Origin of the sequence: Plantactinospora mayteni, from assembly GCF_016862935.1 — a bacterium.
Lineage (GTDB): Bacteria > Actinomycetota > Actinomycetes > Mycobacteriales > Micromonosporaceae > Plantactinospora > Plantactinospora mayteni.
The window spans coordinates 197,282-221,184 of sequence record NZ_BONX01000003.1 but is presented as its reverse complement, the minus strand read 5'-3'; the positions used below and the strand labels follow the sequence as shown (position 1 = coordinate 221,184).

Here is a 23,903-nt window from a genome sequence, read left to right as displayed (position 1 = left end):
GTCCGGTGCGGTTGCTGGTGGTAGAGGACGAGGCCCGACTGGCCACGGCGTTGCAGCGCGGCCTCCAGGCCGAGGGCTTCGTCGTCGACGTGGCCGGTAGCGGGCCGGAGGGGCTCGACCTGGCCCGGCACGGCGGATACGACGCGATGATCCTGGACGTGATGCTGCCGGGGCTCTCCGGCTATCGGGTGGTGCGGCAGTTGCGGGCCGAGAAGCACTGGCTGCCGGTGCTGATGCTCTCCGCCAAGGACGGCGAGTACGACCAGGCCGACGGGCTGGACTGCGGTGCCGACGACTACCTGACCAAACCCTTCTCGTACGTGGTACTGCTGGCCCGGCTGCGCGCCCTGCTGCGCCGGGGTGCGCCGCGCCGCCCGGTGGTGCTGGTCGCCGGTGACCTGAGCCTGGATCCGGCCCGTCGCCGGGTCACTCGGGACGGGGCCGAGGTGGACCTCACCGCCCGGGAGTACGCCCTGCTGGAATACCTGCTTCGCCGGGCCGGTGAGGTGGTCTCCAAGACCGAGCTGCTGGACCACGTCTGGGACGCGAGCCTGCGTACCGCGCCGAACGCCGTCGAGGTCTACGTCGGCTACCTGCGCCGCAAGATCGGCCGGGACCGGCTGGAGACGATCCGGGGGGCCGGCTACCGGCTCGTGACATGAGCCGGGCGGAGCGAGGTCACCGGACGGCCGGGACAGCGGCGGCCGAGGCGGTGGCGGTGGCGGTGCGGCAGCCCGCAGCGGTCGGGTCGTCATACCGGCCGGCGTGGGGAGCGGCCGGTACCGGGGAGCGACGATGATCCACCTCCCGGGCCGGTTCGGCCCGCGCGGCTGGCGACGGCCGTGGCTGAGGCTGAGCCTGCGGGCCCGACTCACCGTCATCAGCGCGGCGGGTCTCGCCGTGGGCCTCGCCGTCGGCGGCCTGGTACTGCTCGGCGCGCTCGGCTACGCGCTCCAGCGCACCGTCGACACCGAGGCGCTGAAGACCGCCGAGGCGGTGGCCCGGCTCGCCGGCCAGAACGCGCTGCCGGACCCGCTCCCGGTCGCCGGCGGTCAGGTACGGGTACAGGTGCTCGACGGGCAGGGCCGGATCCGGGCCGCGTCGATCGACGCCGACCGGCTGGTCCCGATGCTCTACCCGGACGAACTGCGGCGGTTCCAGTCCGGGGACCGGGACCGGTTCTACCTGCCCGGTCGGCGGCTCGGCCTGGACGGCCCGATCCGGGTCGTGGCGGTACCCGCCGGACCGGCCGCCGATCCGCAGACGGTGCTGGTGGCCAAGTCCACGGCGGACGTACGGCACAGCGTGACCGTGGTCCGTACCATCCTGCTGGTCAGCTTTCCGCTGCTCCTGCTGGGGCTGGCGGCGGTGGCCTGGCGGGTGATCGGTGCCACCCTGCGGCCGGTCGAGACGTTGCGGGCCGGCGCCGAGGAGATCACCGGTGGGGCCCGGCCGGGCAGGTTGCCGCTGCCCGCCTCGCACGACGAGATCCACCGGTTGGCGGTGACCCTGAACGGGATGCTGGGCCGGCTGGAGTCGGCCCGGGCCCGGCAGCGCGCCTTCGTGGCCGACGCCGCGCACGAGCTGCGCAGCCCGCTGGCCAACATGCGGACCCAGCTCGAGGTCGCGCAGCGGCTCGGTCCGGCGACGGAGTGGCCGGCGGTCGCCGACGACCTGCTCGCCGACACCCAGCGGCTCAGCCGGCTCGTCGACGACCTGCTGCTGCTCGCCCGCTTCGACGAGGGAACCGCCCGGCCGCCCCGGGCCGCCGAGCCGGTCGAGCTGGGGGAGTTGCTGACCGAGGTCGCCGAGCGGTATCCGGCGGCGCCACTGCGGGTGGTGGCACCGAGGTTTCCGCTCTGGGTGCTGGCCGAGCCGGACGCGCTGGCCCGGATCCTGGGCAACCTGCTGGACAACGCGGTCCGGCACACCACCAGTGAGGTGGCGCTGGAGGCCGGGCCCGGCGGCTGGACCGGTCCGGCGTACCACCTGGTGACGGTGACCGACGACGGGCCCGGCATCCCGGCCGGGGACCGGGACCGGGTCTTCGACCGGTTCACCCGGCTGGACGACGCCCGGGCCCGGGACGCGGGCGGCGCCGGCCTCGGCCTGGCCATCGTCCGGGAACTGGTACGCCGCCAGGGCGGCACGGTGACCCTCGGCGACGCCGGACCCGGACTACGGGTCGAGGTACGCCTGCCGGCCGAGCGGCCCGCCCCGGACGGCCCCGACGAGCGGGTGCCGACCCAGCCGGTGAGCGGAGTTCAGCCTGCGGAGGGCGACCTGCCGGGCCGGTCGGTGCAGACCGGATCGGCCTCGCCGACGAGGCTCTCCGAATAGACGACGGCGACGGAGAAGCAGTAGTTGCCCTGCGTCTCCAGGCCGTAGACCACATAGCCGGTGGAGCCGGCCGGCAGTTCCTCGAACGGCCGGAGTTCCTGGCCGTCCCGCCCGCCGGCCAGCACCACCGGGCCCCTGGCGCCGTTCGGATAGCTCCAGCCGAGCGTCACGCTGCTTCGGTTGTCGGCCAGGGTCACCGAGCCGGGCGGGATACCGGGGGAGGCCGGCGGCGGCGTGCTCGGCGGTGCGGCCGGGGCGCTGGTCGCCGACCCGGGAGCCGATGTCCCGGGCTCCGACGGCTCCGGCTCGTCGTCCCCGGTCAGCCCGAACCCCAGCACCACGGCGACCGTACCGAGCAGGACCAGTACCACCAGGCCGGCGACGACCACCGTCGGCAGCCGGCGGCCCGCGGGTTGCGGCCGGTGGATCCGTACCGGCAACCGGGACGAGCGCCGCGCAGGCAGGTGCCGGACCTCGGGTACGCCTCCGGTGCCTGCGGCGTCGCCGAGGTCGACGGCGTGACCGCCCGGGAGTTCCCGGTGCGCCCGCTCGGCGACCGGGAGGGACCCGGAACGGCTCGGCGGCCGCCACGGCTCGGCGGAGGTCGCCGGCACGTGCCGCCCGGCCTCCGGATCGTCCTCGCCGTCCCGGGTGCGGCGGGCCACGTCCGGTGGCCACCAGCCGTGCTCCGGATCGTCGTCCGCGTCGTCGGCCAGCCCCGCACCGACGGCGGATCCCGGCCCGGACCGGTTCGCCGCGTTCCGGGGTGGCGGGACCGGTGGCCCGGCCGGCGGCGGGGTGGCCCACCGGGGCGGTGGTTCGACGGGCGGTGCGGCTGGCAGCCGGGGCGGCGGCACCTGCGGGGCGTCGGTGCCGGTTCCGGCGGACCGGGGCGGCATTGGTGGCGGAAAGCGCAGCAGTGGCAACTCGTCGCGGGGCGGCAGTTCGGCGTCCGGCGGATGCTCCCCGCCGTCCGGAAACCCGGCCGACGCCCCGTCCTGGTACGGCCGGTCGTGCTCTCCGGGCCGCTGCCCAGGCGCGGCCGGGTACGACGACGCCGGTGGTGCGAAGTGCGCCGATCCCGGCTCGGCCTGCTGCGACGGCGCCGCCGAGTACGAGGGTGCGGTCGGGTATGAGGGTGCTGCCGGATACGACGATGCCGTGTGCGGCGGCGTGCTGCCGTGCTGCGGCGGGTCACCGTGCTGCGGGTGGTACGCGTGCTGCGGGTACCCGGCGTGCTCCGCGCGCTCCGCGTACGGTGCCGGCTCCGCGTACGGTGCCGGCTCGGCGTGCCGGGGTTCGGGGCGCCACGGCTCGGCGTACTCCGGGGCGCCGGTCGGACCGGTCGGCGCGTGTGGGGCGTGCGGGTCGTGTGGCGGCTCCGGCCCGGGGTCGGTGCAGACGTGCTCGGGATTGGCCGCCGCCCGGGCAACGGCCGCGACCTGGGCCGCCAGCGGATGGTCGGCCGGCAGGTGCTCCCGGCACAACTCCCGGGCCAGGGCCAGGTGCTCGTGCGCCTGGGTGAAGAGTCCACAGTCGCGCTGCATCGCACCGAGCCGGGCGAGCATCCGGATCCCGCCCGGGTGCCCGTCGCCGTAGACCTCCCGGTGCAGCTCCCAGGCGTCCTCCAGCCGGTTGCGGGCCAGCGTGCACTCACCCTGGGCGTACTCGACGGTGGCCAGGTCGGCGTGCGCGGCGAGTACCCGCAGCGACTCCGGGCCGTCGTTCGCGGTGAGTTCGATGATCACGTCCCGGTACAGCCGGGCGGCCCGGGCGTGACTGCCGACCCGGTGCAGTACAGCGGCGAGGGTGGCCGCGGTCGCCACGGTTCGCTGGTCGGCGGCGCCGCAGAGCCGGGTGGTCGCGGAGTAGGCGAACGCGGCCCAGCCCCGGGCGGCGTGCGGGTCGCCGAGCGCCACCAGTACCCGGGCCTGAAGGCCGGCCGCCTCGGCCAACTCGGCGGAGGCGTGTCCGGGGCTCGGGTCGGCGGCGTCCAGCGGCGGGCCGAGCAGATTCCGGGCCCCGGCCAGGTCACCGGCCGCCACGAGCGCGTTCGCCTGCTGGGTGAGTTCACCGAAGCCGGAAGCCACGCCCCATCGTGCTCGCCCGGCGACGTTCAGTACAAGAGGGCAGGTGGAGGCAGTTTCGTCGTCATGTCGGGCAGCCACGGCGGCGACTACCGTGGAGCCATGGCGATCCACCGGCTCAACCACGCCGTACTCTTCGTTCGCGACCTCACCCGCAGCGTCGCCTTCTACCGGGACGTCCTCGGCTTCCGTCAGGTGCCGATGACGCCCGAGGGGTTCGACGGCGCCGCCTTCCTCCAGGCGCCCGGCTCCACCAACGACCACGACCTCGGCCTCTTCGAGGTCGGTTCCGCCGCCGGCCCGTCCGGCGCCGGGCGGACCACGGTCGGGCTCTACCACCTGGCCTGGGAGGTGGACACCCTCGACGAACTGTCGGTGATCGCCGGCCGGCTCTCCGAGGCGGGCGCGCTGGCCGGCAGCTCCGACCACGGCAGCACCAAGAGTCTCTACGGCAAGGACCCGGACGGGCTGGAGTTCGAGGTGGTCTGGCTGGTGCCGGCCGACCGGCTCGACGAGCAGGCCCTCGCCGCGCGCCGACGGATCTCGCGACTCGATCTCGACCGGGAGAAGCAGCGGTACGGCGGGCAGACCCGGGGCGGCGTCGGCGTCTCCGTCCCGTCCTGACCCGGAGCCGGCGGTGGCCGGGGTGGCGACCGCCGAGATGACAGGGACGGGCCGGACACGGTAGAACCGCAGCATGTCCACGGATCCGATCGGCGTCGTCAAACGGGAACTGCTGGTACGCCAGCTCGACTCCTGGACGCCGGCCGCGCTGCACCGGTCCCGGCGGGCCACCTTCGCCCAGGCGTACGCCGGAGGGGACGGCGGGGCCGCGGACGCCGCGCTGCGGGTCTTCGTCGAGTTCGCCGACCTGCTGCGCGGGCGGCGGACGACGGCGCTGACCCTCGGCCGGGGCGACGACCAGGATCTGGCGGCGCGCCACGCGGCGGTGCAGTCGGAGCTGCCCGCCGGGCTGACCGCGCACCTGATGCCGGGCGGGGTCGACCGGTTGCCGGTGGCGCTCAAGGCCGCCGCCGCGAACGGCGCTCCGGTCTTCGCCTACCTGGACGGCACCGGCGGTCCGGAGCCGGCCGCCGAGGTCCTCGCGGCGGTGGCCGGTGGCCGGCCCGCCGAGCTGTTGCTGGTGCTCGATCCGCCGGTCTGGTCCGGGGCGGAGCCGGGCACACACGGTGGTCCTGAGCCCGCAACAGGGGCGCCGACGGTCTCGTCGGGCTACCGGCGCAGGCTGACCGAGGCCGGGCTGCCGCTGGTGACCGAGGTGGAGTTGGTCGCGGAGGACCGGGCCGAGGTGCTGGTCTTCGCCACCGCCGCCGGCAAGCGGCTGGACGCCTTCAAGAACGCGCTGTGGGCGGTCGACGAGTACGCCGGGGTGCGCTACCGGGACCCCGGCGATCCGGAGGGGCACCTGCTGGACATCTCGCTGAACCCGCATCCGGGGCCGCTGCGGCGGGAACTCCTGGCCCGGCTGGCGACGGTCGGCGCCGCCTCCGTCACCGAGCTGCGCCAGTTCACCGCCGAGCGGACCGTCTACCGTCCGGCGGACACCAACCGGGTGCTGACCGCCTTGCTGGCCGCCGGGCTGGTGAGCCGGGAACCCGAGGCGGGCCGGCTGGCCGGCGACGTGACCATCACCGGCACGCCGGCATCCTGAACGGCACCCGCCGTCATCCTCGTTCTGTTCCTCAGGACCGTGACTTGTTCTGTTCCTCAGGACCGTGACTTGTTCTGTTCCTCAGGACCGTGACTTGTTCTGCTTCCAGGAGAGCGGGCCGGGCAGGTCGACCCGGTGCGCGCGGGCCCGGGAGTTCCACGACCAGCGTCCTATCTTGATACTCCAGGACGAGAAACCGTTCTCGGTGAAGTGGAGGATCAACGGGCCGAACCTCTTGCGCTTACGGAACATCAGACCCACGGCCATGCTCCCTTCGGGACAACTGCTCTCTTCCGGGGGTGACCAGGAAGTGCCCCGTAGCGGTGGTCGGCAAACGTGCGCCGGACCGGGCGGCAGCCGCCGACGTTCCGCAAGGGACGGTCCGGGGTCAGCCGGTTGGTGCTCGCCGTTCAGCGCGGCTGCCAGGCGTCCGGCCGGGTGGTCAACTTGCGTACGTGCGCCGGCATCCGGCCGCTGATCAGCTCGGCGAGGCTCACCTCGTCGACCACGTCCCGTACCGCCGCGCGGACGGCCACCCAGAGCCGGGGCAGGTTCTCGGCCGCGCCGTCGTACCGGGTCTGCTCGGGACGCAGTCCGCGGATCCCGGCGAGCGGGCCGTCCACGGCGCGCAGGATCATGCCGACGGAGACCTCCCGGGGTGCCCGGGCCAGGGTGTAGCCGCCCTCGGCGCCCCGCTGGGCCTTGACGATTCCGGCCCGGCGCAGGTCGGCGAGGACCGCCTCCAGGAACTTCCGGGGCAGGTCCTGCTCGGCGGCGAGCGCCTGGGCGGACATCAGCGCCGGGTAGGCCGCCGCGAGACTGAGGCCGGCCCGTACCGCGTAGTCACCGCGCGCCGAGATCTGCACGACTTCATCATCCATGATCGGGGTGGCCGGCCGGCGGCGGCGGGCCGATGCCGGGTGGGTGCAGACTGGTCAACCCCGCACGGCGGTGGTCCGGCCGGGCAGTCCGGCCCGGAAGGCGCCGGGACTGTGCCCGACCTCCCGCTGGAAGAACCGGCCGAAGTTGGTCGGCTCCGAAAAGCCGAGCCGGCGGCCGACCTCGGCCACCGACAGGTCGGTCGCGGCGAGCAGTCGGCGGGCCTCCAGCGCCACCCGCTCGTCGATCACCTGCTTGGCGCTGCGGCCGGTGGCGGCCAGACAGGCCCGGGTCAGGGTACGCACCGAGCAGTCCAGCCGGCCGGCGTAGTCCTCGACCCGCCGGGTCTGCCCGTACGAGCGCTCGACCTCGTGCCGCAGCCGCCAGAAGGTGCCGGTCGGGTCCGTACCGTCCGGGGCGCCGCCGTTCGCCGGGTCCCGGGCGGGCGGGGCCGTACCGAGGGGCAGGGCGCCGGGGTCGGCCGGGTCGCGCGGCAACAGGGCCAGCCGGAGCAGCAGTACGGCGAGCTGGTGCCGCAGCAGGTCGGTGCCGAGGTTGCCGCCACCGTGCCGCTGGCAGTCCACCACCAGTTGGCTGACCTCGTTGATCACCGCGTCCTCGTCCTCACCGGCGAGCTGCCAGTAGCCGGCGGCGAACGGTGGGCCGATCGGCGAGACGTCCAGCTCGCGCATGGTCTCCGGGGTCCAGCAGACCAGCACCGCGTCGAGCCCGCTCTGCCCGCCGTGCCGGAAGACCTGGCCGGGCCGCACCCAGAGCAGCGACCCCGGCCGACACGGGTACACCCGGAAGTCGATCTCCTGCGTGCCGTGTCCGACGGTGACCAGGATGAGCAGATGGCGATCGACCAGCAGCGGTCCCCGGCGGGCCGGGTCGAGGAAGTAGTCGCGCAGGGTGAAGGTGCGGATGCCGGCCCAGCCGGGCGGGGCCGGCACCTCGCCCGGATCATCGGCAAGCTGACCGAATCGGACCATCACCTGCGACGTTAGCCGTCGGTGGCAAGCCGCGCACCCCTCGGGCAGTCGGCGTCCGCCGCCGACCGCGCGGCCGACGGCGCAGGTGGCGGCGGTGGCCGGGCCGACGGGCCGGGCCGGGTCGGTCGGTCAGACATCGACGTACGCCGTTGACCCTGGGGTCGGTCGATCGGTAACCTGACCCCGGTCCGGGCTACGACCACCGCGCGCGGGACAGCGACGGGTGCACGCGAGACACACCGAACCCGCCCGTCCGCCCTTCGGGCCGGACATCCGAGAGTTCCGGAGATCCCGCATGCGTCGTAGATCCATCCTGTCCATCGCCGCCAGCACGCTGCTCGTCGCCACCGGTACGGCGGTCGTCGTCGCCCCGCCACCAGCGCTCGCCGAGCCCGGGCCGGCCCTCGAAGTCGACGTCACCGCCGACCGGCATCCGATCAGCCCGCACATCTACGGGATGAACTTCACCGACGAGGCCCTGGCCGAGGAGTTGGCCCTGCCGGTACGCCGCTGGGGCGGCAACGCCACCACCCGCTACCACTACCGCTACGACACCACCAACCGCGCCTCGGACTGGTTCTTCGAGAACATCGCCGAGGAGAACGCCGACCCCGGGGCGCTGCCGGACGGTTCGTCCACCGACCGCTTCGTCGAGCAGGACCGGCGTACCGGCACCGACAGTGTGCTGACGGTGCCGCTGATCGGGTGGGCGCCGAAGGCCCGGGACGGCTCGTGCGGCTTCTCGGTCGCCAAGTACGGCCCGCAGCAGCGTACCGACGAGTGGCGCCCGGACTGCGGCAACGGCGTACGGCCGGACGGCACGCTGGTGACCGGCAACGACCCGCGCGACACCAGTGTGCAGGCCGGCCCGGAGTACGTCCGGGAGTGGCTCGGCCACCTCACCGCCAAGTACGGCACCGCGGCCGAGGGCGGGGTGAAGTTCTACAACCTGGACAACGAGCCGGACATCTGGCACTCCACCCATCGGGACGTGCACCCGACCGGGGCGAACTCGGCGGAGCTGCGCGACCAGGCGTACGCGATCGGTGCGGCGATCAAGGAGGTCGACCCGTCGGCGGCGACGCTCGGCCCGGTCGGCTGGGGTTGGACCTCCTGGGACTACTCCGGGCTCGACCAGGAGGAGTGCGGGCGTACCGGCTGCTGGGCGAACCCGCCGGACCGGCCGGCCCGGGACGGGCTGCCCTTCACCACCTGGTATCTCCAGCAGATGCGTGACTACGAGGAGCAGCACGGGCAGCGGGTGCTCGACTACTTCGACATGCACTTCTATCCGCAGGCTTCCGGGGTGGCGTTCGGCAACGGCACCGACCCGGCCACCAACGCGCTGCGGCTGCGCTCCACCCGGGCGCTCTGGGACCCGACCTACACCGACGAGAGCTGGATCAACACCCAGGTCCGGCTGGTGCCCCGGATGAAGGAGCTGGTGGCGGCGAACTATCCGGGGACGAAGACGGCGGTCACCGAGTACAACTGGGGGGCGCTGGACCACGTCAACGGGGCGCTGACCCAGGCCGACGTACTCGGGATCTTCGGTCGGGAGGGGTTGGACCTGGCCACCCTCTGGGCGCCGCCGGCCGCGACCCAGCCGGGCGCGTACGCCTTCCGGATGTACCGCAACTACGACGGCGCCGGCGGCCGGTTCGGCGACGTCGGGGTCCGGGCGACCTCCGCCGACCAGGACCAGCTCTCGGTGTACGCGGCCGAGCGCGGCTCGGACGGCGCGCTCACCGTGATGGTGGTGAACAAGAGCGGGGTGGAGCGGAGCAGTTCGCTGGCGCTGCGCGGCCGGACCGCGCCGAGCACCCAGGTCTACCGGTATGGCGCCGGCAACCTCGGCGCGATCGTCCGGGAGGCGGACCAGCGGATCCTGGTGCCGCCGCCGGTGGTCGGGGCGCCGAACGGCATCCTCCCGCACACCTTCCCGGCCGACTCGGTGACCCTCTTCGTGATCGGCCCGCCGAGCGCCCCGCCGCCGCTGACGGTGCTGCACCGCAACCTGGACCGGTTGCCGACCGACGGCCAGATCCGCCCGGCGATCGACCTGGACAACCCCGGCCGGGTGCCGGTCGACCTGTCCCGGGTGACCGTGCGGTACTGGTTCACCCGGGACGGCGGTCGCGGCGCGGTGCAGGCGACCTGCGTGCAGGCCACGATCGGGTGCGCGAACGTCAGACAGTCGGTGCTGGCGCTGCCGAGACCCCGGCGCGGCGCGGACGGCTATCTGGAGGTCGGTTTCACCCCCGGCGCGGGGACGTTGCCGGCGGCCGGGAAGACCGGCCCGGTCGAGTTGCGGTTGACCAAGGCGGACCGGTCCCGGTTCGTCGAGACCGACGACCACAGTTGGCGTCCGGCGGCCCCGGGCTACGCGGCGAGCACCCGGATCACCGTCTACCTGGACGGAGTACGCATCGCCGGCACCGAACCGTGACCGCCGGGACCGAACCGTGGTCACCGGGACCGGACCGTAGCGGCGTCGTACCGGCCGGAGTTGTCCGGTCGGGACGGTAAGGATTAAGTTACCGAATAGTACGCGAACCGGGTCGGTCGGCATCCCGGTGCCGACCGACCCCACGACCTTCAGGGGTGTGCATGCCAGGGCTGTTCTCGGTCGAGGACAAGGCGGTGCTGGTCACCGGTGGCACCCGGGGGATCGGTCTGATGATCGCTCGCGGATTTGTCGAGGCGGGCGCCCAGGTGATCATCTCGTCCCGCAAGGCGGACGTCTGTGCCGAGGTCGCCGAGCGACTCGCCGGGTCCGGCCGCTGCGAGGCGATCCCGGCGGACCTCTCCAGTCCGGCCGGGGCGGCCCGGCTCGCCGAGCAGGTCCTCCAGCGGGTGCCGGCCCTGGACGTACTGGTCAACAACGCCGGTGCGACCTGGGGAGCGCCACTGGAGGCGTACCCGGAGAGCGCCTTCGACAAGCTCTGGGCGGTCAACGTCAAGGCGGTCTTCCAGTTGACCACCGCCCTGCTGCCCGCGCTGCGCGCCTCGGCCAGCGCCGACGAACCGGCCCGGGTGATCAACATCGGCTCGATCGACGGCATCCGGGTCCCCTGGATGGAGGTGTACGCCTACTCGGCCACCAAGGCGGCGGTGCACATGCTGACCCGCAGCCTGGCGCATCAGCTCGCCCCGGAGCACATCACGGTGAACGCGATCGCGCCCGGCCCGTTCGAGAGCAAGATGATGGCGTTCGCACTGGACGACCCGGCGACCCGGGCGACGATCGAGCACCAGGTACCGCTCGGCCGGATCGGTCGACCCGACGACATGGCCGGGGCCGCGATCTATCTCGCCTCGCGGGCCGGGGCCTACCTCACCGGAGCGGTCATTCCGGTCGACGGCGGCATCACCACGCACGGCTGACCGGACCGGCATTACCTGACCAGACCGGGATCACTACGCATGGTGGCCAGGCCGACGCCGGGACGCAGGGGTGGCCAGGCCGGCGTCCGGGACGCAGGGCTGACCAAGAGCGGTGTCGGGCCGAACCGTGCAGACCGCCGCGCGGACCTCGGCAGGGTCCGCGCGGCGTGGCGTTCCAGCGGCGTGACGTCCCCCGCGAGGCAGTCGCGGGGGACCGGTCAGCGACCGGCCAGCAGTCGGTTGACCGCCGTGTCGACGTCGAGGTGGTCTCCTTCCCGGCCCCGGGGGACCACCACGTACGTCCGGCGCAGGAACCTGACCAGGACGCTACGTGGCACCTCGAACAGTGCGTTACCGTCCGGTGACGAGAGCGCGAGCGCGACGAAGTCCCCCCGGGGTGTGGCCCAGGGCCAGACCCGGACATCGCCGATCCCGGCCGGCTCGTCGAGGCCGGTGACGAGCAGTTCCCGCGCGAAGGACCAGCTGACCGCTTCGCCTCCGGCGGATTCCGCGTGGAACAGGACATGGACCGCATACGGGTCGGCTGGGTCGTAGCGCAGACTGGCACGCACGGGCAGAGCCGTGGCGTCAGGTGCAACGAGCCTTAACGACGTCTCGACCTCGACCGTGGTCGGTCGGATGACACTCATGGACGTTCTCCCCCCGGCACCGCTGCGGGACGTATGTGTCCCGCCTTTCCCATCCTCAGGTGCTACTCACGGTTACGCTCCGCCATACGCTGATATCACCCAGTAGTGGGAAGAGGCTTCCTAGTCGCCGATCGAAATCGAATCTTTATGTAGGATGTCCAGTTCTGCCCAGGTACTCGATCCCACCCGACGCCGGATGGTTCAGCCGTCGACTCACTCCGGTAACGTCCAGTCGTCCTGTTGAGTGACGGGCCGGGCCACACTGGGGGTTGAAATGGCTACGAATCCATCCTCAATGGAGAAAGCCGCTCCGTCGGATGCGTCGAGGGTGAACGGGGCCGGCGCCGGGGTCCGCTCCGGCGTCGCGGGGGCGGTCGAAGAGCGGAGGTACGACGTGCCGGAGGACGAGCGCGTCCCACGGGGGGACCGGTCCGGACCTGCGACGGAGTCACCGGCGGGGGCCGGCGCCGAGGTGCCGCTCGAACCGTTCGTGACGCAGACCCGGCGGCAACGGGTACGCCGGACGCTGGAGATCATCCGAGCCAATCCGACCGGTCGGATCGCGTTGAAGGTCTTCGTGGCGGTCGCCGGTGCGATCGTCGTCACAATCGGTCTCGCGTTGATTCCGCTGCCCGGGCCCGGCTGGCTGATCGTCATCGGCGGGCTGGGCATCTGGGCGGTGGAGTTCCTGTGGGCCAAACGGCTGCTCAACTTCACCCGTCGGCACGTACAGAGCTGGGCGCGTTGGGTACGTGAACAATCCCTCTTGGTCCGGATCGTCCTCGGTTCGGTCGGGCTGGTCTTCGTGGCGGTAGTGGTCTGGCTGTCGGTACGGGCGAGCCTCGGCATCGACCTGATCGCCAGGTTCATGCACTACATCGCGACGCACTGACCCCGAAGTCGCGCGGACTCCGGCCGATCAGGTACAGTCGTCCGCGCTGAGGGCGATTAGCTCAGCGGGAGAGCGCTTCGTTCACACCGAAGAGGTCACTGGTTCGATCCCAGTATCGCCCACCGCCTATATGGCCAGTTCGCACGGCTCGTTACCGAATGTTTGGTAACGAGCCGTTCTGATTCTGCTCCTTACGGTGGGAGCGGATTGGGAGCAGGGCGATCCCCGCCGGGGTTTCCGGCCGGGTGCTGCCTTCGGGTTGTGGGCTCGGCCCCCGGGGGCTGGCGGCAGCTGTTGACGGGCTCCGACCGTCGGACCGTGGCCGGCTCCACTCGGGAGGGACGCCGTGGTGGGCGGGTAGGTTCCCCGACACGGAGCGTAGGACGCTGGCCCGGCTTGGCGGAGTGGGGGGACTGGGTACGTGTTGCTGGCCGTGGCGGGCCAACCGGGCCGGGGACGAGATGGTCGGAGTCGGAAGCGGCAGCCCGGTGTACTCCCACGATCGGCTGGCCGCCTGAGGCGGGAACCGTGGCGTCTGGCGAGGTGCCTCATCTACCGCAACGCGGGTCCCGGCCGAACGGCCGGGACCCGCGTGGGGACACGGGGTCGTCACGTGTGGATGCGTGAGGCCCGTGGGGTTCGGAGGTCAACGCCTCTGAGTGTTGCCTAACGCGCGATGAGTTTGGCGTGCTCATCAGTGGCTCGCCACGACTCTGCTGCGCTGATGGATTGTCGCACCGAACGAACTCGTGTACGCCCTGGTCGGCCTGGGCCAGCACCTTGCCGCCCCAGCCGGCCCCGGCGGCCAGTGACCGGTGAAGGGAGCGCGCGAGAGGACGCTGTCAGCGCCGCGCGGCGCCGATGGCCGTCAGACCTCGAACCGCAGCGATGACGTTGACGACTGTGCCGGTGTAGCCGTCGTCGCCGAGTTCGACGCAGACCATGGCCGGGGCTTCGTACCGTACCCACCTGCGCATGAGGGTCCCTTGTGTCGTCCTCGACGGTTGTCGACCCTGGGTCACGACGTCGATCAGCCGCGCAACCTGGCCGAGTCGGTCACGGTGGAGTGAGCCGACCGGGCGCCGACCGGTCGGTGCGGCTCACCTCACCGCGGCGGAGGCGGTGGCCAACAGTTCGGGCAGCGAACCCGGGAACTCCGGGAGCAACCGGATGGCCAGCACCCACGCGTCCGGGGCGTCGTCCAGATGCCGGCTCACCAGGGTCTGGATGTCGATCCGGACGTCGGCGGGGTAGCCATCCAGCCCCGACAGCGCACTCCGGGCCGGGGTGATCGTCGACCACGCCGTGCGGGCGCCCACGTCTCCCGCCGCCGCCCTGGGCGCGGGCGGCTTGGGTGCGGCTCCGGCCGGACTCGGCGCCCAGTGCGGCCCGAGGGCGCCGAGGATCTCCCGTTTCGACGTGGGCCTGGCGGCTCGGGCCGCTCCCGGCCGGCCCGGCGTCCTGGCAGCGGTCCGAGGCTCCGGCTTCGGCGCCGGATACAGCTCGGCCAGCCGTTGGCTCGCGCGCGCAGCGGTTGGGGGAAGGGTGCGGCGCAGGTCGTCGGGGCAGTCCGGCAGCGTGCACAACTCCGCCAGCACCTCCGCCGGGAGCGCCTTGCGCCGGTGCTCGTCGACCATGACCTGCCAGTCCCAGCGGTAGCCCTCGGCCAGCAGCCAGTCCAGGTCCCGGCCGCTGGTGCGGAGCCGGCGGACGAGATTGCCCGGTGACACCTCGGTGTAGACGGCTTCCCGCAACCGGCTGAGCGCATGGTCGGGATCGTCGGCGGCCAGCAGGTCGCCGACGAAGGTACGCACGCTCTCCTGGAACCAGCGCGGCATCAGCTTTCCGGCCGCGTCCCGCCCGCTGTGCTCCCAGACACCGAGCAGCAGGCGCAGTTGCAGGCTCCGCGACCTGAGCGGGATGTTGTCGAAGAAGTGGGCGACGAGTTCCGGGTCACCACAGCCCACCAGCGGGGCGAGGCGGTTCTTCTTCAGTGTCGTCCTGGCTCCGGCCCGCCCCCACACCCCCGCCGTGCCGGTGACGTCGAGCAGGCTCGCCCGGAACGCCGGGTCGAGCGGCAACCGTCCGGTGGCGGACCCGAGCGGCGTCCCGGCTAGGAGTGCGTACCGCTGGTCCCAGGTCGCGAGTCGTTGGTAGAACAGGCCGGCGTTGACGGCGGGGTCGTCCAGTTCGGCCAGGGCCTGGATGCGGTCCGCCGGCAGGCTCGGCCGTCGGGCGAGCAGCCTCCGCTCCCGCTCCGGCCCGTCCGGCGCCGCGAACGCCGCCCACTCCGGGCGCCACTCGCCGTACGCCAGCAGGTCGTACGCGGTCCGCTCGTCCAGGTATGGCAGCAGCGCCCGCTGGACGTCGTACGGGGCCGCGTCCAAGACGGCGACGAAGGCCATCCGGGTCGCCTCCCGCTTGGGTACAACCCCGGGTGGCGGGCAGTCGGCGGCACCCGGCCACGGACCACCATCGGCCGCGGGGTCCGTGGGCTCTGCGGCGCCGGCCGCCGCCTCGGCCAGAACCTCGGCCACCGTCCCCCTCGCCCTGGGAAGGCGCCTGCGGAGTTCTCGCCAGGCGTGCGGATCGGCGCCGATCGTCGCCGCCACCAGGTCGGCGAGCCGGTGACGGAATGCCGACCAGCCGGCCAGCGTCGGGGGATCCTCGACCGCCGATCCGGGACGGCCGCCGGCGTGTGCCAGGTCGAGGACCTGCCCGGCCGGCCGAATGCGGTACAGCATCTCCTCGGCGAAGCGGTCCGGCCCGGGCTGCCCGGCGGGTCGGGGCGGGGAGTCGCCCGGCAGGCCCCGGACGGCACGGCGCTTCGTCGGACGGGCGTTCGGCGCAGGGGCGGCGCGTTGGCTCAGCGCGTTCAGCATCTCTTCTGGACAGTCGGGACGGTCGGCCAGCGCGTCGGCCGCCGCGGCCGGGAACGGATCCGCCTCGTGGGCCGATCGCAACGCCGTCCAGTCCAGCTCGGTACGCAGGGAGAGGATCTCCGCCGCCCGACCCGGGTCGCGGTACAACTCGTCGACCGCACCGGCGGTGGACTCCGCCGCGGCGACGGCGGACCGCAGCCGCGCCAGGCCGCCCCGGCGGGTGGTCGCCTCGGCGGCCACCTCGCCGACGTCGGGCCGGAGCCGACGCCGCACCGCGGCCTTTCGCAACGCCTTGGCCAGTTCGTCCGAAACGCCGTACGAGTGCAGCGAGAGCAGGGCCCGGAGCTGTTCGGCTCGGGTCAGTTCCGGGGCCGCCTCCAGCGCGCGGAGCACCAGGGGCGGGAATGGACTCACCACCAGTGACCGCAGCAGCCCACTGTCGGTCGAGCGGCGCAGGCTCCCGGCCACGTCACCGCCCGGCCCGTCGACCCAGCCGCCGTCGGTCAGGGGATCGGCGGCGGCCAGCAGGGCGCGGCGGTCCGGCAGGGTCCACCGGGCCGTCGCGGACTTGGCCGGTACGAGCACGATCGGCGCCAGCACCGCCCGACCGGTGGCAGCCACCCGGCGCCGCAGTACGGGGTCCTCCTCCAGTGCGGTCACGTTGCCGGCCAGCGTGGCCAGCCACTGGTCCCCGGCCGCGAACATGGCGTCGACGAGGTACCCGGGCAGCGTCGTCGCGGTGGCGACCACAGGCCGGAACAGGACGCTCGCGCGGTCGAGCACGTGGGCCAGGTCTGCCGTCCGCGCGAATTCGCAGAGCGCGAGCTCTTGTGCCTTCGTCAGGGCTGATGTCACGAGCTTTCCTTAACTGGATCAGTCGTCGATCATGGCAGGAGCCGGCGCATCGCGGCGGGCCAACGCACTAGACGAGTAAGTCCGAAGTCGTTGCGGGCTGCGGCATGGAGGAAGGGTGTTGAAGATCGGTTTGTGAAGACTGACCTCAACACCCTTCTGACCGCACTGTACGTGAACATCGACGACTGGCTCGGCCGCCCTCGTAGGATCGGCCGGCCGCCGAGGCTCTCCGACGCCGAGTTGCTGACGCTAGTCTTAGCTACTGCTGTGTGGCGATCTCAACGACGAGGTCCAGGTCGCGACCACACAGATACTGCTGGGCCCGCCAGGTTCCGAGTTCGGCACCGTGGGCGCGGACCGGCCGGACAAGGGCGACAACCACTCAGATCTGAAGCTCTCCTGACCGACGCCGGGCCGGCGCGTCGGGCGGCCTCGCCCGCAGGAGGTGTACGCCGCCGCTGTTCGGGTCGCCCGGGCGCAAGTCGGGGGCGGGGATCGGGGTCGGCCGGCGGTTCGGCAGGTTCCGCCCGCGAGCAGAAATATGTCGGGGGAGGTCGAAGTGCGCCCGGCCGTACCTCAGGGGCGTCGGCTCAGCCCTGGGCAGCGGCCTGCTGGCGCAAGGTGTCGATCTTGCGCCAGGACTCGGCGGCCCGCCGGTAGTTGCCGTCCGCCTCGTAGCGCTCTGCCGCTTTGCGCTGCCACTCGATGGCTTCGTCGATGCGGCCGACCCGCTGCAGCGCGTCGCTCAGCCCGGCGAGTGCCATCACCGTCTCGCTGCCGTTGACCGGCTGGGGCCGGTCGAGCAACTCGGTGTAGATCCTGGCCGCCTCGGCCGGGTTGCCGACGGTGAGTTCGTAGTGCGCCCGCTCGCGCTGCGCCGCCAGCCGGTCCGACTCGAGCCCGGCCAGCCGCGCGTTCAGCTCGGCCGAGTCGATCCAGTCGCGGGCCTTTTCGAGGTCGTGCCCACCCTCCAGCAGGACCGACGCGGTGAACCGGGAGAACCGGAGCCAGTCGTGCAGGGTCATGGTGCCGAAGACCAGGGTCCGATGTGCCGCCAGGAGGTGCTCGTACGCCGGGGCCGGGCGGCCCATCCGGGAGTAGGCCATGCTGGCGATCCAGTGCGTCCGGCCGAGGACGCCGGCGTACCCGCCGTCGTTCGCCAGCCGGATCATTTCCTCGATCGTGCGCTCGGCGGCATCGAAGGCGTTGGTCTCGACCTCGATCGAGGCGAGGATGCCGAGCAGTTGGACGTGCTCGCTGCTGCCGCTCAGCTCGCCCTTGCTGACCAGCTCCACCGCCTCCTGGGCGGCCTTCTGTGCGCTGGCCAACCGGCCCATCTCGCGCAGGATCGACGCGTTGTGTGCGGCCAGCACGACCTGGATGGCGGGGGAGCGGTCCACGCTGGGGATCCGGCGCAGCTCGTCGACCAGGGCGAGTCGTTCCTCCTGGTCGCCGGCATCGGTCAGCACCTTGAGCAGTTCGATGCCGTACGCCAGACCTGCCTCGTCGTTGCCGGTGAGGCGCGCGCCGGCGAGCTTCTCCTCGATCAGCTTGCGGGCACCGGCGAGGTCACCCATCTCGGCGAGACGGCGCATCTCGACCTGGGCGACGAGTTCGGACGGTTCCCGGCCACGGCCGCCGCCGAGTCCTTCCACCTCGTAACCGAGCAGCTCCTGTGGGGTGATGTCGAGCAGCCGGGCCAGCCGGATCACGACCTCGAGGCTGGGTACCCGGCTGCCGTTCTCCAGCAGCGAGATGTAGCTCGGCGTCATGTTGTCGCCGGCCAGGGCCTTCTGTGACAGGCCCATCTCGATGCGGCGGTTACGCAGACGGTTACCAAACTCCGGTTGACCCACCACGAGCTCTTTCATCGGTGTTGTCGACTCCAGTCACTAAGTCCGATGTTTACCACTGTATCGCTATACCGCTCTGTTGAGGTACTCGAACCACCCGTCCTCGACGAAATCTAGGTGTTGACGGCAGTAGATTACTGGAGTCATCATAGCTTGACTGGAGTTGAGGAGGTGATGGGGATGTCCGGACGCACCGGGGACGGTCCATCGGTGGTGGCGCTGTGGAGCGCGCCGCGGTCACGATCGACCGCCTTCCTGCGCATGATCGCCGAGCGCGGCGACCACGTGGTGTTGCACGAGCCGTTCTCGCAGCTCACCGATTTCGGGGTGTACGACGTGGCCGGGCAGACCGTGCGCTGCGAGGCCGAGCTGATCGCGCGGATCGAACGGCTGGCAGCGGACGGGCCTGTCTTCTTCAAGGACACCACCGACTTCCGCTACCCGGGCCTGCTGGCCGACCGCGGTTTCCTGCGCCGGGTCAGTCACATCTTCCTGATCCGTGACCCGGCGGCCGCCATCGCCTCGCATTTCGCCCTCAACCCGCGGCTGACCAGCCCGGAGGTCGGGTTCGAGCGACTGGCCGAGATCCACGACGCGGTCACGACGGCGGGCGGCGCGGCCGTGGTGGTCGACTCCGACGATCTCGTCACCGATCCGCCGGCCACCGTCGCGGCGGTCTGCGCCGCCGTCGGCTGGGACTTCCGCCCGAACACGCTGTCCTGGTCACCGGGTCTGCTGCCGCAGTGGCAGCGCACCAGCCGGTGGCACGTACGCACCGGCGCCACCGACGGCTTCCGCCCGGTACCGGCCGAATATCCGGACACCGTGGCCAACCATTCCGTGCTCGCCGCCTTCGACGCCCATCACCGGCCGTTCTACCAGCGGCTGCGGGACCGGCGGATCGCCATCGAGAGGAACAGCAGTGTCCGTTGAGATCGAAGCCCCGCCCGGCCGTATCGGCCTGTGGCACGGGATCACTCCGCTCGCCGTGTCTGCCGAACTGCTCGACGAGGACGCCCAGCAGGTCAGCGGCGCCGGCGTCTGGGTGACCGACCGGGCCGGCCGCACGTTCCTGGACGCGCGGGCCGGGATGTGGAACGTGGCTCTCGGCTACCGTCACCCCACGGTGATCGACGCCGTCACCGCGCAACTGCGGACCCTCCCGGCCGGCGTCACCATCCGCTTCGAACGGCCGCCGCAGATCACCATGGACTACGCGGAGCGGCTGCTGGACCGGGTCGGCGGTGACTACGCCACGGTGAAGCTGTACCAGTCCGGCGCCCAGGCGGTCGAGGGCGCGGTGCTGCTCAGCCGGTACCTGAGCCGGATCGAGGGGACGCCCGGTCGGGACCGGATCATCGCGCTGAAGAGCAGCTGGCACGGCGCTGGCGTGGCGGCCGGCGCGGTCACCGGCGAGCCGCACGTGCACGGCGCCTGCGGACCGCTGATGGCCGGGGTCAGTCACGTCGACCCGCCCGGCCCGGACGACACCGGCGCCGGATGCGCCGCCGTCGCCGCGGAGTTCGACCGGCTCGGCCCGCACCGCGTCGCCGCGGTGATCGTCGAGCCGGTTCTCGGCACCAACGTGCGGCCGCTACCGGACGGCTACCTGGCCGACCTGGCCGCACTCTGCCGTCGCCGGGGCGCGCTGCTCGTCGTGGACGAGATCACCACCGGCTTCGGTCGCACCGGGGCGCTGTCCCGCTCGCTGGCCGACGGGGTGCACGCCGACCTGCTGCTGCTCGGCAAGGGCATCACCGGCGGCTACCTGCCGATGTCGGCAATGCTGGTCGGCTCCGCACTGGCCGCCCGGCTGCTCGGCAGCCCCACCCGGGAGGGCTTCCCGCACGGCTCGACCAGCGACGGGTACCCGCTCGGCGCCGCAGCCGGCATGGCGGTGCTCGACGTCTTCGACGCCGGCCTGCTGGACCACGTCGCGGTCGTCGGCGCGTACCTGCGGGATCGGCTGGAGACGCTGCGCGAGCGGCATTCGTCGATTGTGGACATCCGCGGTCGCGGCCTGATGCTCGGCATCGAACTGGCCACCGGCGGGGTGCCGTGGCCGGCCGCCCGGTGCGAGTCGCTCCGCTTCGCCTGCGAGGAGCACGGCCTGCTGATCCACACCGGCAACAACGTCGTCGACCTGATGCCGCCGCTGATCGTGACAGCGGCCGAGTGCGACGAGATCTGCGCGCGGTTCAGCCGCGCCCTGAGCGGGGCGGAGGCGGGCTGGTGACTGGCGCGGGGAAGGCCTTCCGGCACTTCGACGTGGCGGTCGTGGGCGGCGGTAGCGCCGGCGCGGTCGTCGCCGCCCGGATGGTGGCGGCGGGCGCCTCGGTGTGCCTGATCGAGGCGGGGCCGGACTACGGCCCGTTCGACGCCGGTCGGTGGCCCGCCGACCTGCTCGACCCGCGGATCCTGCCCACCTCGCACGACTGGGACGCGCACGGGGAGATCACCACCTCCCGGGCCCGGGTGCTGGGCGGCTGTTCGGCGCACAACGGCTGCTGGTGCGTCCGGCCCACCCCGCTCGACGTCGTCGCCTGGGTTGCCGGCAGCGGTGGGGCCTGGACCCCGGCCGAGGTCGGAGCGGCCGTTGCCCGCGCCGAGGCGGTGTTGGCCCCGCAGCAGGTGCGGGCGGACGCCCTCGCCCCGGTGGCCCGCGCCGCACTGGCCGGCGCGGAACGGCTCGGCGTGGCGATGCTGGGCGACGTCAACGACGCCGCCGCGATCGACGGGGCCGGGCTGCCGCCGGTCAACATCCACGAGTCGGTGCGCTGGAACACGGCCTTCGGGTATCTGGACCGCCTGCGCGGGCTGCCCGGTCTCACCATCGAGGCCGAGCTACCGGTCGACCGGCTGCTCTTCACCGGCACCCGGGCGACCGGCGTGCTCGGCCATCGCCACGGTGCGCCGGTCACGGTGCCGGCCGACCGGGTCGTGCTGACCGCGGGCGCGTACGGCACCCCGGCGGCCCTGCTGCGCAGCGGCGTCGGACCCGCCGACGAGCTGGCCCGACACGGGATCCCGCCGGTCCAGATCCTGCCCGGCGTCGGCGCGAACCTGGCCGACCACGTCGGTTCCGGGCTCACCTTCGCCGCCTCCGACGACCTGATCGCGGCCACCGGCGCGTTCGCGGCCGACCACGACTTCTTCCCCAGCCAGGTGCTGTGGAAGGCTCGCAGCCCGCACTGCGACCCGGGTGGCTGGGACGAGTTCATCCTGCCGATCCCGCAGTACGACCCCGCACGTCCCGGCCGCGCCGCGTACCACGTCCAGCTTCAGGCCTTCTGCATGACCCCGCGCTCGCGTGGCCGGGTCCGGCTGCGCAGCCGCGACCCGCAGACGCCGCCCGAGATCGACCTGCGGTTCCTGACCGACCCGGAGGGTCACGACCTCGCGGTGATCCTGGACGGGCTGGAGCGGGCCCGCGAGCTGGCCGCGACCCCGGAGCTGGCCGGGCTGCTGGCCGCCGAGCTGCTGCCCGGCGCGGACGCGACCGACCGGGACGAGCTGGTCGAGCACGTCGAGGACACGGTCCGCGGCTACTGGCACCCCACCGGGACCGCCGCGATGCTGCCCGACGCCGACCCGATGTCGGTGACCGGCCCGGACGGGCTGGTCCGGGGCCTGGACAACGTGCACGTCGCGGACGCCTCGGTCATCCCGGTGTCGCCACGCGGCAACACCAACCTGCCGGTCGTCGCGGTGGCCGAGGTGATCGCGGCCCGGCTGGCCGGCGCGACCACCGCCGCCCGGGAACCCTCACTGGGCCTGGTCGCCTGACTGTCCCGGACGCCACGACGCCGAAAGGAGCATCACCGATGCGGGAGCAGGTCCCGATCGAGCTGGCCGCACACCTCAACAACGCGGGCATCACCCCGGCCAGCGACACCGGCCGCGGCCGATTCAACGTCTGGCGCAACTCGCTGCCCGGCGAGGAGCTGCCACTGGGCCGCCCGTTCACCGCCGGCGGCGTCCGCTTCGCGTTCCCCGCCGCCGGGCCCGGCCGGCCCGACAACGTGCGCTGCGAGGGGCAGCTCGTGACGGTACCGCCCGGCCGGTACGACTGGTGCTGCCTGCTCGCCGCAGGGGAGCGGCGGGTCGAGGACGAGGTGGCCCTGCACTTCGCCGACGGCAGCGTGGACTTCGAGCCGGTGCGCGTCTCCGACTTCTGGGCCGCCTCGGCCGTGTTCGGCGAGGAGGAGGCCGTCGCCACGTCGGTCATGCACTACCCGCAGCATGTCCAGCCCGGGGTCACCGCGCACATCTGGTGCCAGCGCGTGCCGGTGACCCGCCGGGCCGAGCTGCGCCGGCTGCGCCTGCCACACAACGTCGCGCTGCACGTCTTCGCGGCCACGCTGTGCCCGTCCCGGGAGGAGGTGAACGCGGGATGACCTGCGTCCGGAGCGTCACCCAGTGGTACCGCGACCCAATCAGCTGCCTCCAGTCCACCCTGGCCACCCTGCTGCTGGAAGCCGGCCACGATCCGCTTGAGGTGCTCGGGCTGAGCTGGGAGTTCCGGTACCACCCCGGCGACGTGCGGCCGGAGGAGTACTACTGGCCCTGCCGCCGCCCCGGCGACCTGGCCGGGAGCCTGCTGCCGCTGCACGACGTCACCTCGCGCTGGCGGGCGATCGACCGGGCCGACCCGCTCGGCGAGTGGCGCGACGCGCTCGCCGGTGGGCGGCTGCCGGTGGTCGCGGTCGACAACTACCACCTGCCGTTCCGGCCCGCGTACCACGACGTGCACGCCGCCCACCTCCTGGTGGTGTACGACGTGGACGAGACGGCCGGCACCGTTTCGGTGTCCGACGCCATGCCCCCGGACTTCGCCGGCCCGTTACCCGCCGAGGTGCTGCTGCGCAGTTGCGCCGCCGCCGGGGTGGACGACGAGCAGGACGTCTTCTTCAGCGGCCCGGTCACCAGCGGTGGCCGCTGGCTCGACGTCCGCCTGCCGGCCACGATCCCGGCCCTCGACCCGGGTCGCCTGGGACTCGTCCTGGACGCCAACGCCGCCGCGTTCGCCGCGCCGTCCGAGCAGGCCTGGACCGGCGCCGACGGGCTCCGCCGGTACTGCGCGCAGACGGACACGGCGGCCACGCCGGAGCTGCTCGCCGAGGCGTACACGTTTGGCTGGGGCATGCAGGCCCAGGCGTCCCTGCACGGCGAGCTGCTGCGCGCCCTCGGCGCCCGCTGGGACCGGCCCGCCCTGGCCGAGGCCGGTCGTCGGGTCGAGCAGGTGGCGCACCGCTGGACCGCGGTCCGCGTGACGGCCGCGCACGGCCGCGACGACCCGGCCGCCTGCGCCGGCCCGCTGCGGGACCACCTCGGCCGCCTGCAGCGGGCGTACCAGGAGGCGCACACCGCCCTCGGCCGGGCCGCCGCCGACCTCCGATGACCACGACCGCGAA

General features: G+C 72.9%; 20 protein-coding genes, 1 tRNA gene and 1 pseudogene. 14 read left to right on the top strand and 8 right to left on the bottom strand.

Annotation, left to right across the window (positions count from 1 at the left end; genetic code table 11):
• Positions 1 to 5: 5 nt before the first annotated feature.
• Entirely contained in the window at positions 6 to 662 is a 657-nt protein-coding gene (locus Pma05_RS03020; RefSeq protein ID WP_203855694.1) for a response regulator transcription factor, read from the top strand.
• Positions 663 to 795: 133 nt separating this feature from the next.
• A complete protein-coding gene (locus Pma05_RS03015; RefSeq protein ID WP_203855693.1) occupies positions 796 to 2,340 on the top strand; it encodes a sensor histidine kinase in 1,545 nt (514 codons plus the stop codon).
• Here the strand turns inward: Pma05_RS03015 and Pma05_RS43890 are convergent.
• Positions 2,265 to 4,430 carry a tetratricopeptide repeat protein gene (locus tag Pma05_RS43890; protein WP_203855692.1) on the bottom strand — a complete coding sequence of 722 codons (2,166 nt, stop codon included), beginning with the start codon at positions 4,428 to 4,430 and terminating at the stop codon, positions 2,265 to 2,267. The two genes, Pma05_RS03015 and Pma05_RS43890, sit on opposite strands and share 76 nt — an antisense overlap.
• Before the next feature lie 99 nt (positions 4,431 to 4,529).
• On the opposite strand from Pma05_RS43890, the gene Pma05_RS03005 reads away from it, so the two are divergent.
• Both Pma05_RS03005 and Pma05_RS03000 read left to right on the top strand, forming a co-directional pair.
• Positions 4,530 to 5,051: a VOC family protein gene (locus Pma05_RS03005; RefSeq protein WP_203855691.1), complete on the top strand. Its 522-nt coding sequence runs from the start codon at positions 4,530 to 4,532 to the stop codon at positions 5,049 to 5,051.
• Positions 5,052 to 5,124: 73 nt separating this feature from the next.
• Positions 5,125 to 6,099: a hypothetical protein gene (locus Pma05_RS03000; RefSeq protein WP_203855690.1), complete on the top strand. Its 975-nt coding sequence runs from the start codon at positions 5,125 to 5,127 to the stop codon at positions 6,097 to 6,099.
• 81 nt (positions 6,100 to 6,180) lie between these two features.
• Here Pma05_RS03000 and Pma05_RS02995 read toward each other — a convergent pair whose 3' ends face one another.
• From Pma05_RS02995 to Pma05_RS02985, 3 genes are all read right to left on the bottom strand, one after another.
• Complete coding sequence (locus Pma05_RS02995) at positions 6,181 to 6,360, bottom strand: DUF4236 domain-containing protein (RefSeq protein WP_203855689.1); 180 nt, start codon at positions 6,358 to 6,360, stop codon at positions 6,181 to 6,183.
• Between the two features lie 149 nt (positions 6,361 to 6,509).
• Positions 6,510 to 6,965 carry an RrF2 family transcriptional regulator gene (locus Pma05_RS02990; protein WP_203855823.1) on the bottom strand — a complete coding sequence of 152 codons (456 nt, stop codon included), beginning with the start codon at positions 6,963 to 6,965 and terminating at the stop codon, positions 6,510 to 6,512.
• Positions 6,966 to 7,034: 69 nt separating this feature from the next.
• On the bottom strand, positions 7,035 to 7,970 hold the full coding sequence (locus Pma05_RS02985; protein ID WP_203855688.1) for an AraC family transcriptional regulator: 936 nt from the start codon (positions 7,968 to 7,970) through the stop codon (positions 7,035 to 7,037).
• A 295-nt stretch (positions 7,971 to 8,265) separates the two neighbouring features.
• On the opposite strand from Pma05_RS02985, the gene Pma05_RS02980 reads away from it, so the two are divergent.
• Both Pma05_RS02980 and Pma05_RS02975 read left to right on the top strand, forming a co-directional pair.
• Complete coding sequence (locus Pma05_RS02980; protein ID WP_203855687.1) at positions 8,266 to 10,419, top strand: glycoside hydrolase family 44 protein; 2,154 nt, start codon at positions 8,266 to 8,268, stop codon at positions 10,417 to 10,419.
• Positions 10,420 to 10,580: 161 nt separating this feature from the next.
• Positions 10,581 to 11,357: a glucose 1-dehydrogenase gene (locus tag Pma05_RS02975; protein ID WP_203855686.1), complete on the top strand. Its 777-nt coding sequence runs from the start codon at positions 10,581 to 10,583 to the stop codon at positions 11,355 to 11,357.
• A 218-nt stretch (positions 11,358 to 11,575) separates the two neighbouring features.
• On the opposite strand, the gene Pma05_RS02970 is transcribed toward Pma05_RS02975, so the two are convergent.
• Positions 11,576 to 12,007 carry an SsgA family sporulation/cell division regulator gene (locus tag Pma05_RS02970; protein ID WP_101365276.1) on the bottom strand — a complete coding sequence of 144 codons (432 nt, stop codon included), beginning with the start codon at positions 12,005 to 12,007 and terminating at the stop codon, positions 11,576 to 11,578.
• Between the two features lie 274 nt (positions 12,008 to 12,281).
• Between Pma05_RS02970 and Pma05_RS02965 the strand changes: the two genes are divergently transcribed.
• Both Pma05_RS02965 and Pma05_RS02960 read left to right on the top strand, forming a co-directional pair.
• The gene (locus tag Pma05_RS02965) at positions 12,282 to 12,899 is read left to right on the top strand and encodes a TIGR02611 family protein (protein ID WP_372441427.1); all 618 of its coding nucleotides are present in this window, start codon (positions 12,282 to 12,284) and stop codon (positions 12,897 to 12,899) included.
• Between the two features lie 50 nt (positions 12,900 to 12,949).
• Positions 12,950 to 13,021, top strand: a tRNA-Val gene (locus Pma05_RS02960).
• A gap of 720 nt (positions 13,022 to 13,741) precedes the next feature.
• Here Pma05_RS02960 and Pma05_RS43370 read toward each other — a convergent pair.
• Positions 13,742 to 13,876 (bottom strand): hypothetical protein, encoded by a 135-nt coding sequence (locus Pma05_RS43370; protein WP_275414637.1) that lies wholly within the window; start codon positions 13,874 to 13,876, stop codon positions 13,742 to 13,744.
• Between the two features lie 123 nt (positions 13,877 to 13,999).
• Positions 14,000 to 16,636, bottom strand: a complete 2,637-nt coding sequence (locus Pma05_RS02955; protein WP_203855684.1) for a hypothetical protein — start codon at positions 16,634 to 16,636, stop codon at positions 14,000 to 14,002.
• 132 nt (positions 16,637 to 16,768) lie between these two features.
• Here Pma05_RS02955 and Pma05_RS44295 point away from each other — a divergent pair.
• A pseudogene (locus Pma05_RS44295) lies at positions 16,769 to 16,897 on the top strand (IS982 family transposase); the annotation flags it as partial.
• A gap of 329 nt (positions 16,898 to 17,226) precedes the next feature.
• Here Pma05_RS44295 and Pma05_RS02950 read toward each other — a convergent pair.
• A complete protein-coding gene (locus tag Pma05_RS02950) occupies positions 17,227 to 18,492 on the bottom strand; it encodes a helix-turn-helix transcriptional regulator (RefSeq protein WP_203855683.1) in 1,266 nt (421 codons plus the stop codon).
• A gap of 177 nt (positions 18,493 to 18,669) precedes the next feature.
• Between Pma05_RS02950 and Pma05_RS02945 the strand changes: the two genes are divergently transcribed.
• The 5 genes from Pma05_RS02945 to Pma05_RS02925 are packed head-to-tail and all read left to right on the top strand — an operon-like array spanning position 18,670 to position 23,890.
• The gene (locus tag Pma05_RS02945; protein ID WP_203855682.1) at positions 18,670 to 19,422 is read left to right on the top strand and encodes a sulfotransferase-like domain-containing protein; all 753 of its coding nucleotides are present in this window, start codon (positions 18,670 to 18,672) and stop codon (positions 19,420 to 19,422) included.
• Complete coding sequence (locus tag Pma05_RS02940; RefSeq protein ID WP_203855681.1) at positions 19,412 to 20,725, top strand: aminotransferase family protein; 1,314 nt, start codon at positions 19,412 to 19,414, stop codon at positions 20,723 to 20,725. Before Pma05_RS02945 ends, Pma05_RS02940 begins: the two co-directional genes overlap by 11 nt.
• Positions 20,722 to 22,275 carry a GMC family oxidoreductase gene (locus tag Pma05_RS02935; protein WP_203855680.1) on the top strand — a complete coding sequence of 518 codons (1,554 nt, stop codon included), beginning with the start codon at positions 20,722 to 20,724 and terminating at the stop codon, positions 22,273 to 22,275. The genes Pma05_RS02940 and Pma05_RS02935 overlap by 4 nt, the downstream gene beginning before the upstream one ends.
• Positions 22,276 to 22,313: 38 nt before the next feature.
• A complete protein-coding gene (locus tag Pma05_RS02930; protein ID WP_203855679.1) occupies positions 22,314 to 22,886 on the top strand; it encodes a beta-sandwich domain-containing protein in 573 nt (190 codons plus the stop codon).
• Complete coding sequence (locus tag Pma05_RS02925; RefSeq protein ID WP_203855678.1) at positions 22,883 to 23,890, top strand: BtrH N-terminal domain-containing protein; 1,008 nt, start codon at positions 22,883 to 22,885, stop codon at positions 23,888 to 23,890. The genes Pma05_RS02930 and Pma05_RS02925 overlap by 4 nt, the downstream gene beginning before the upstream one ends.
• Positions 23,891 to 23,903: the final 13 nt, after the last annotated feature.

Excerpts from the sequence above, each read along its gene's own strand:
- Pma05_RS43370 (WP_275414637.1), bottom strand. The coding sequence starts at position 13,876 with ATGCGCAGGTGGGTACGGTACGAAGCCCCGGCCATGGTCTGCGTCGAA.
- Pma05_RS02985 (WP_203855688.1), bottom strand. The coding sequence starts at position 7,970 with ATGGTCCGATTCGGTCAGCTTGCCGATGATCCGGGCGAGGTGCCGGCC.
- Pma05_RS02930 (WP_203855679.1), top strand. The coding sequence starts at position 22,314 with ATGCGGGAGCAGGTCCCGATCGAGCTGGCCGCACACCTCAACAACGCG.
- Pma05_RS03000 (WP_203855690.1), top strand. The coding sequence starts at position 5,125 with ATGTCCACGGATCCGATCGGCGTCGTCAAACGGGAACTGCTGGTACGC.
- Pma05_RS02975 (WP_203855686.1), top strand. The coding sequence starts at position 10,581 with ATGCCAGGGCTGTTCTCGGTCGAGGACAAGGCGGTGCTGGTCACCGGT.
- Pma05_RS02980 (WP_203855687.1), top strand. The coding sequence starts at position 8,266 with ATGCGTCGTAGATCCATCCTGTCCATCGCCGCCAGCACGCTGCTCGTC.
- Pma05_RS03005 (WP_203855691.1), top strand. The coding sequence starts at position 4,530 with ATGGCGATCCACCGGCTCAACCACGCCGTACTCTTCGTTCGCGACCTC.
- Pma05_RS02925 (WP_203855678.1), top strand. The coding sequence starts at position 22,883 with ATGACCTGCGTCCGGAGCGTCACCCAGTGGTACCGCGACCCAATCAGC.
- Pma05_RS03015 (WP_203855693.1), top strand. The coding sequence starts at position 796 with ATGATCCACCTCCCGGGCCGGTTCGGCCCGCGCGGCTGGCGACGGCCG.
- Pma05_RS02965 (WP_372441427.1), top strand. The coding sequence starts at position 12,282 with ATGGCTACGAATCCATCCTCAATGGAGAAAGCCGCTCCGTCGGATGCG.
- Pma05_RS02945 (WP_203855682.1), top strand. The coding sequence starts at position 18,670 with ATGTCCGGACGCACCGGGGACGGTCCATCGGTGGTGGCGCTGTGGAGC.
- Pma05_RS02970 (WP_101365276.1), bottom strand. The coding sequence starts at position 12,007 with ATGAGTGTCATCCGACCGACCACGGTCGAGGTCGAGACGTCGTTAAGG.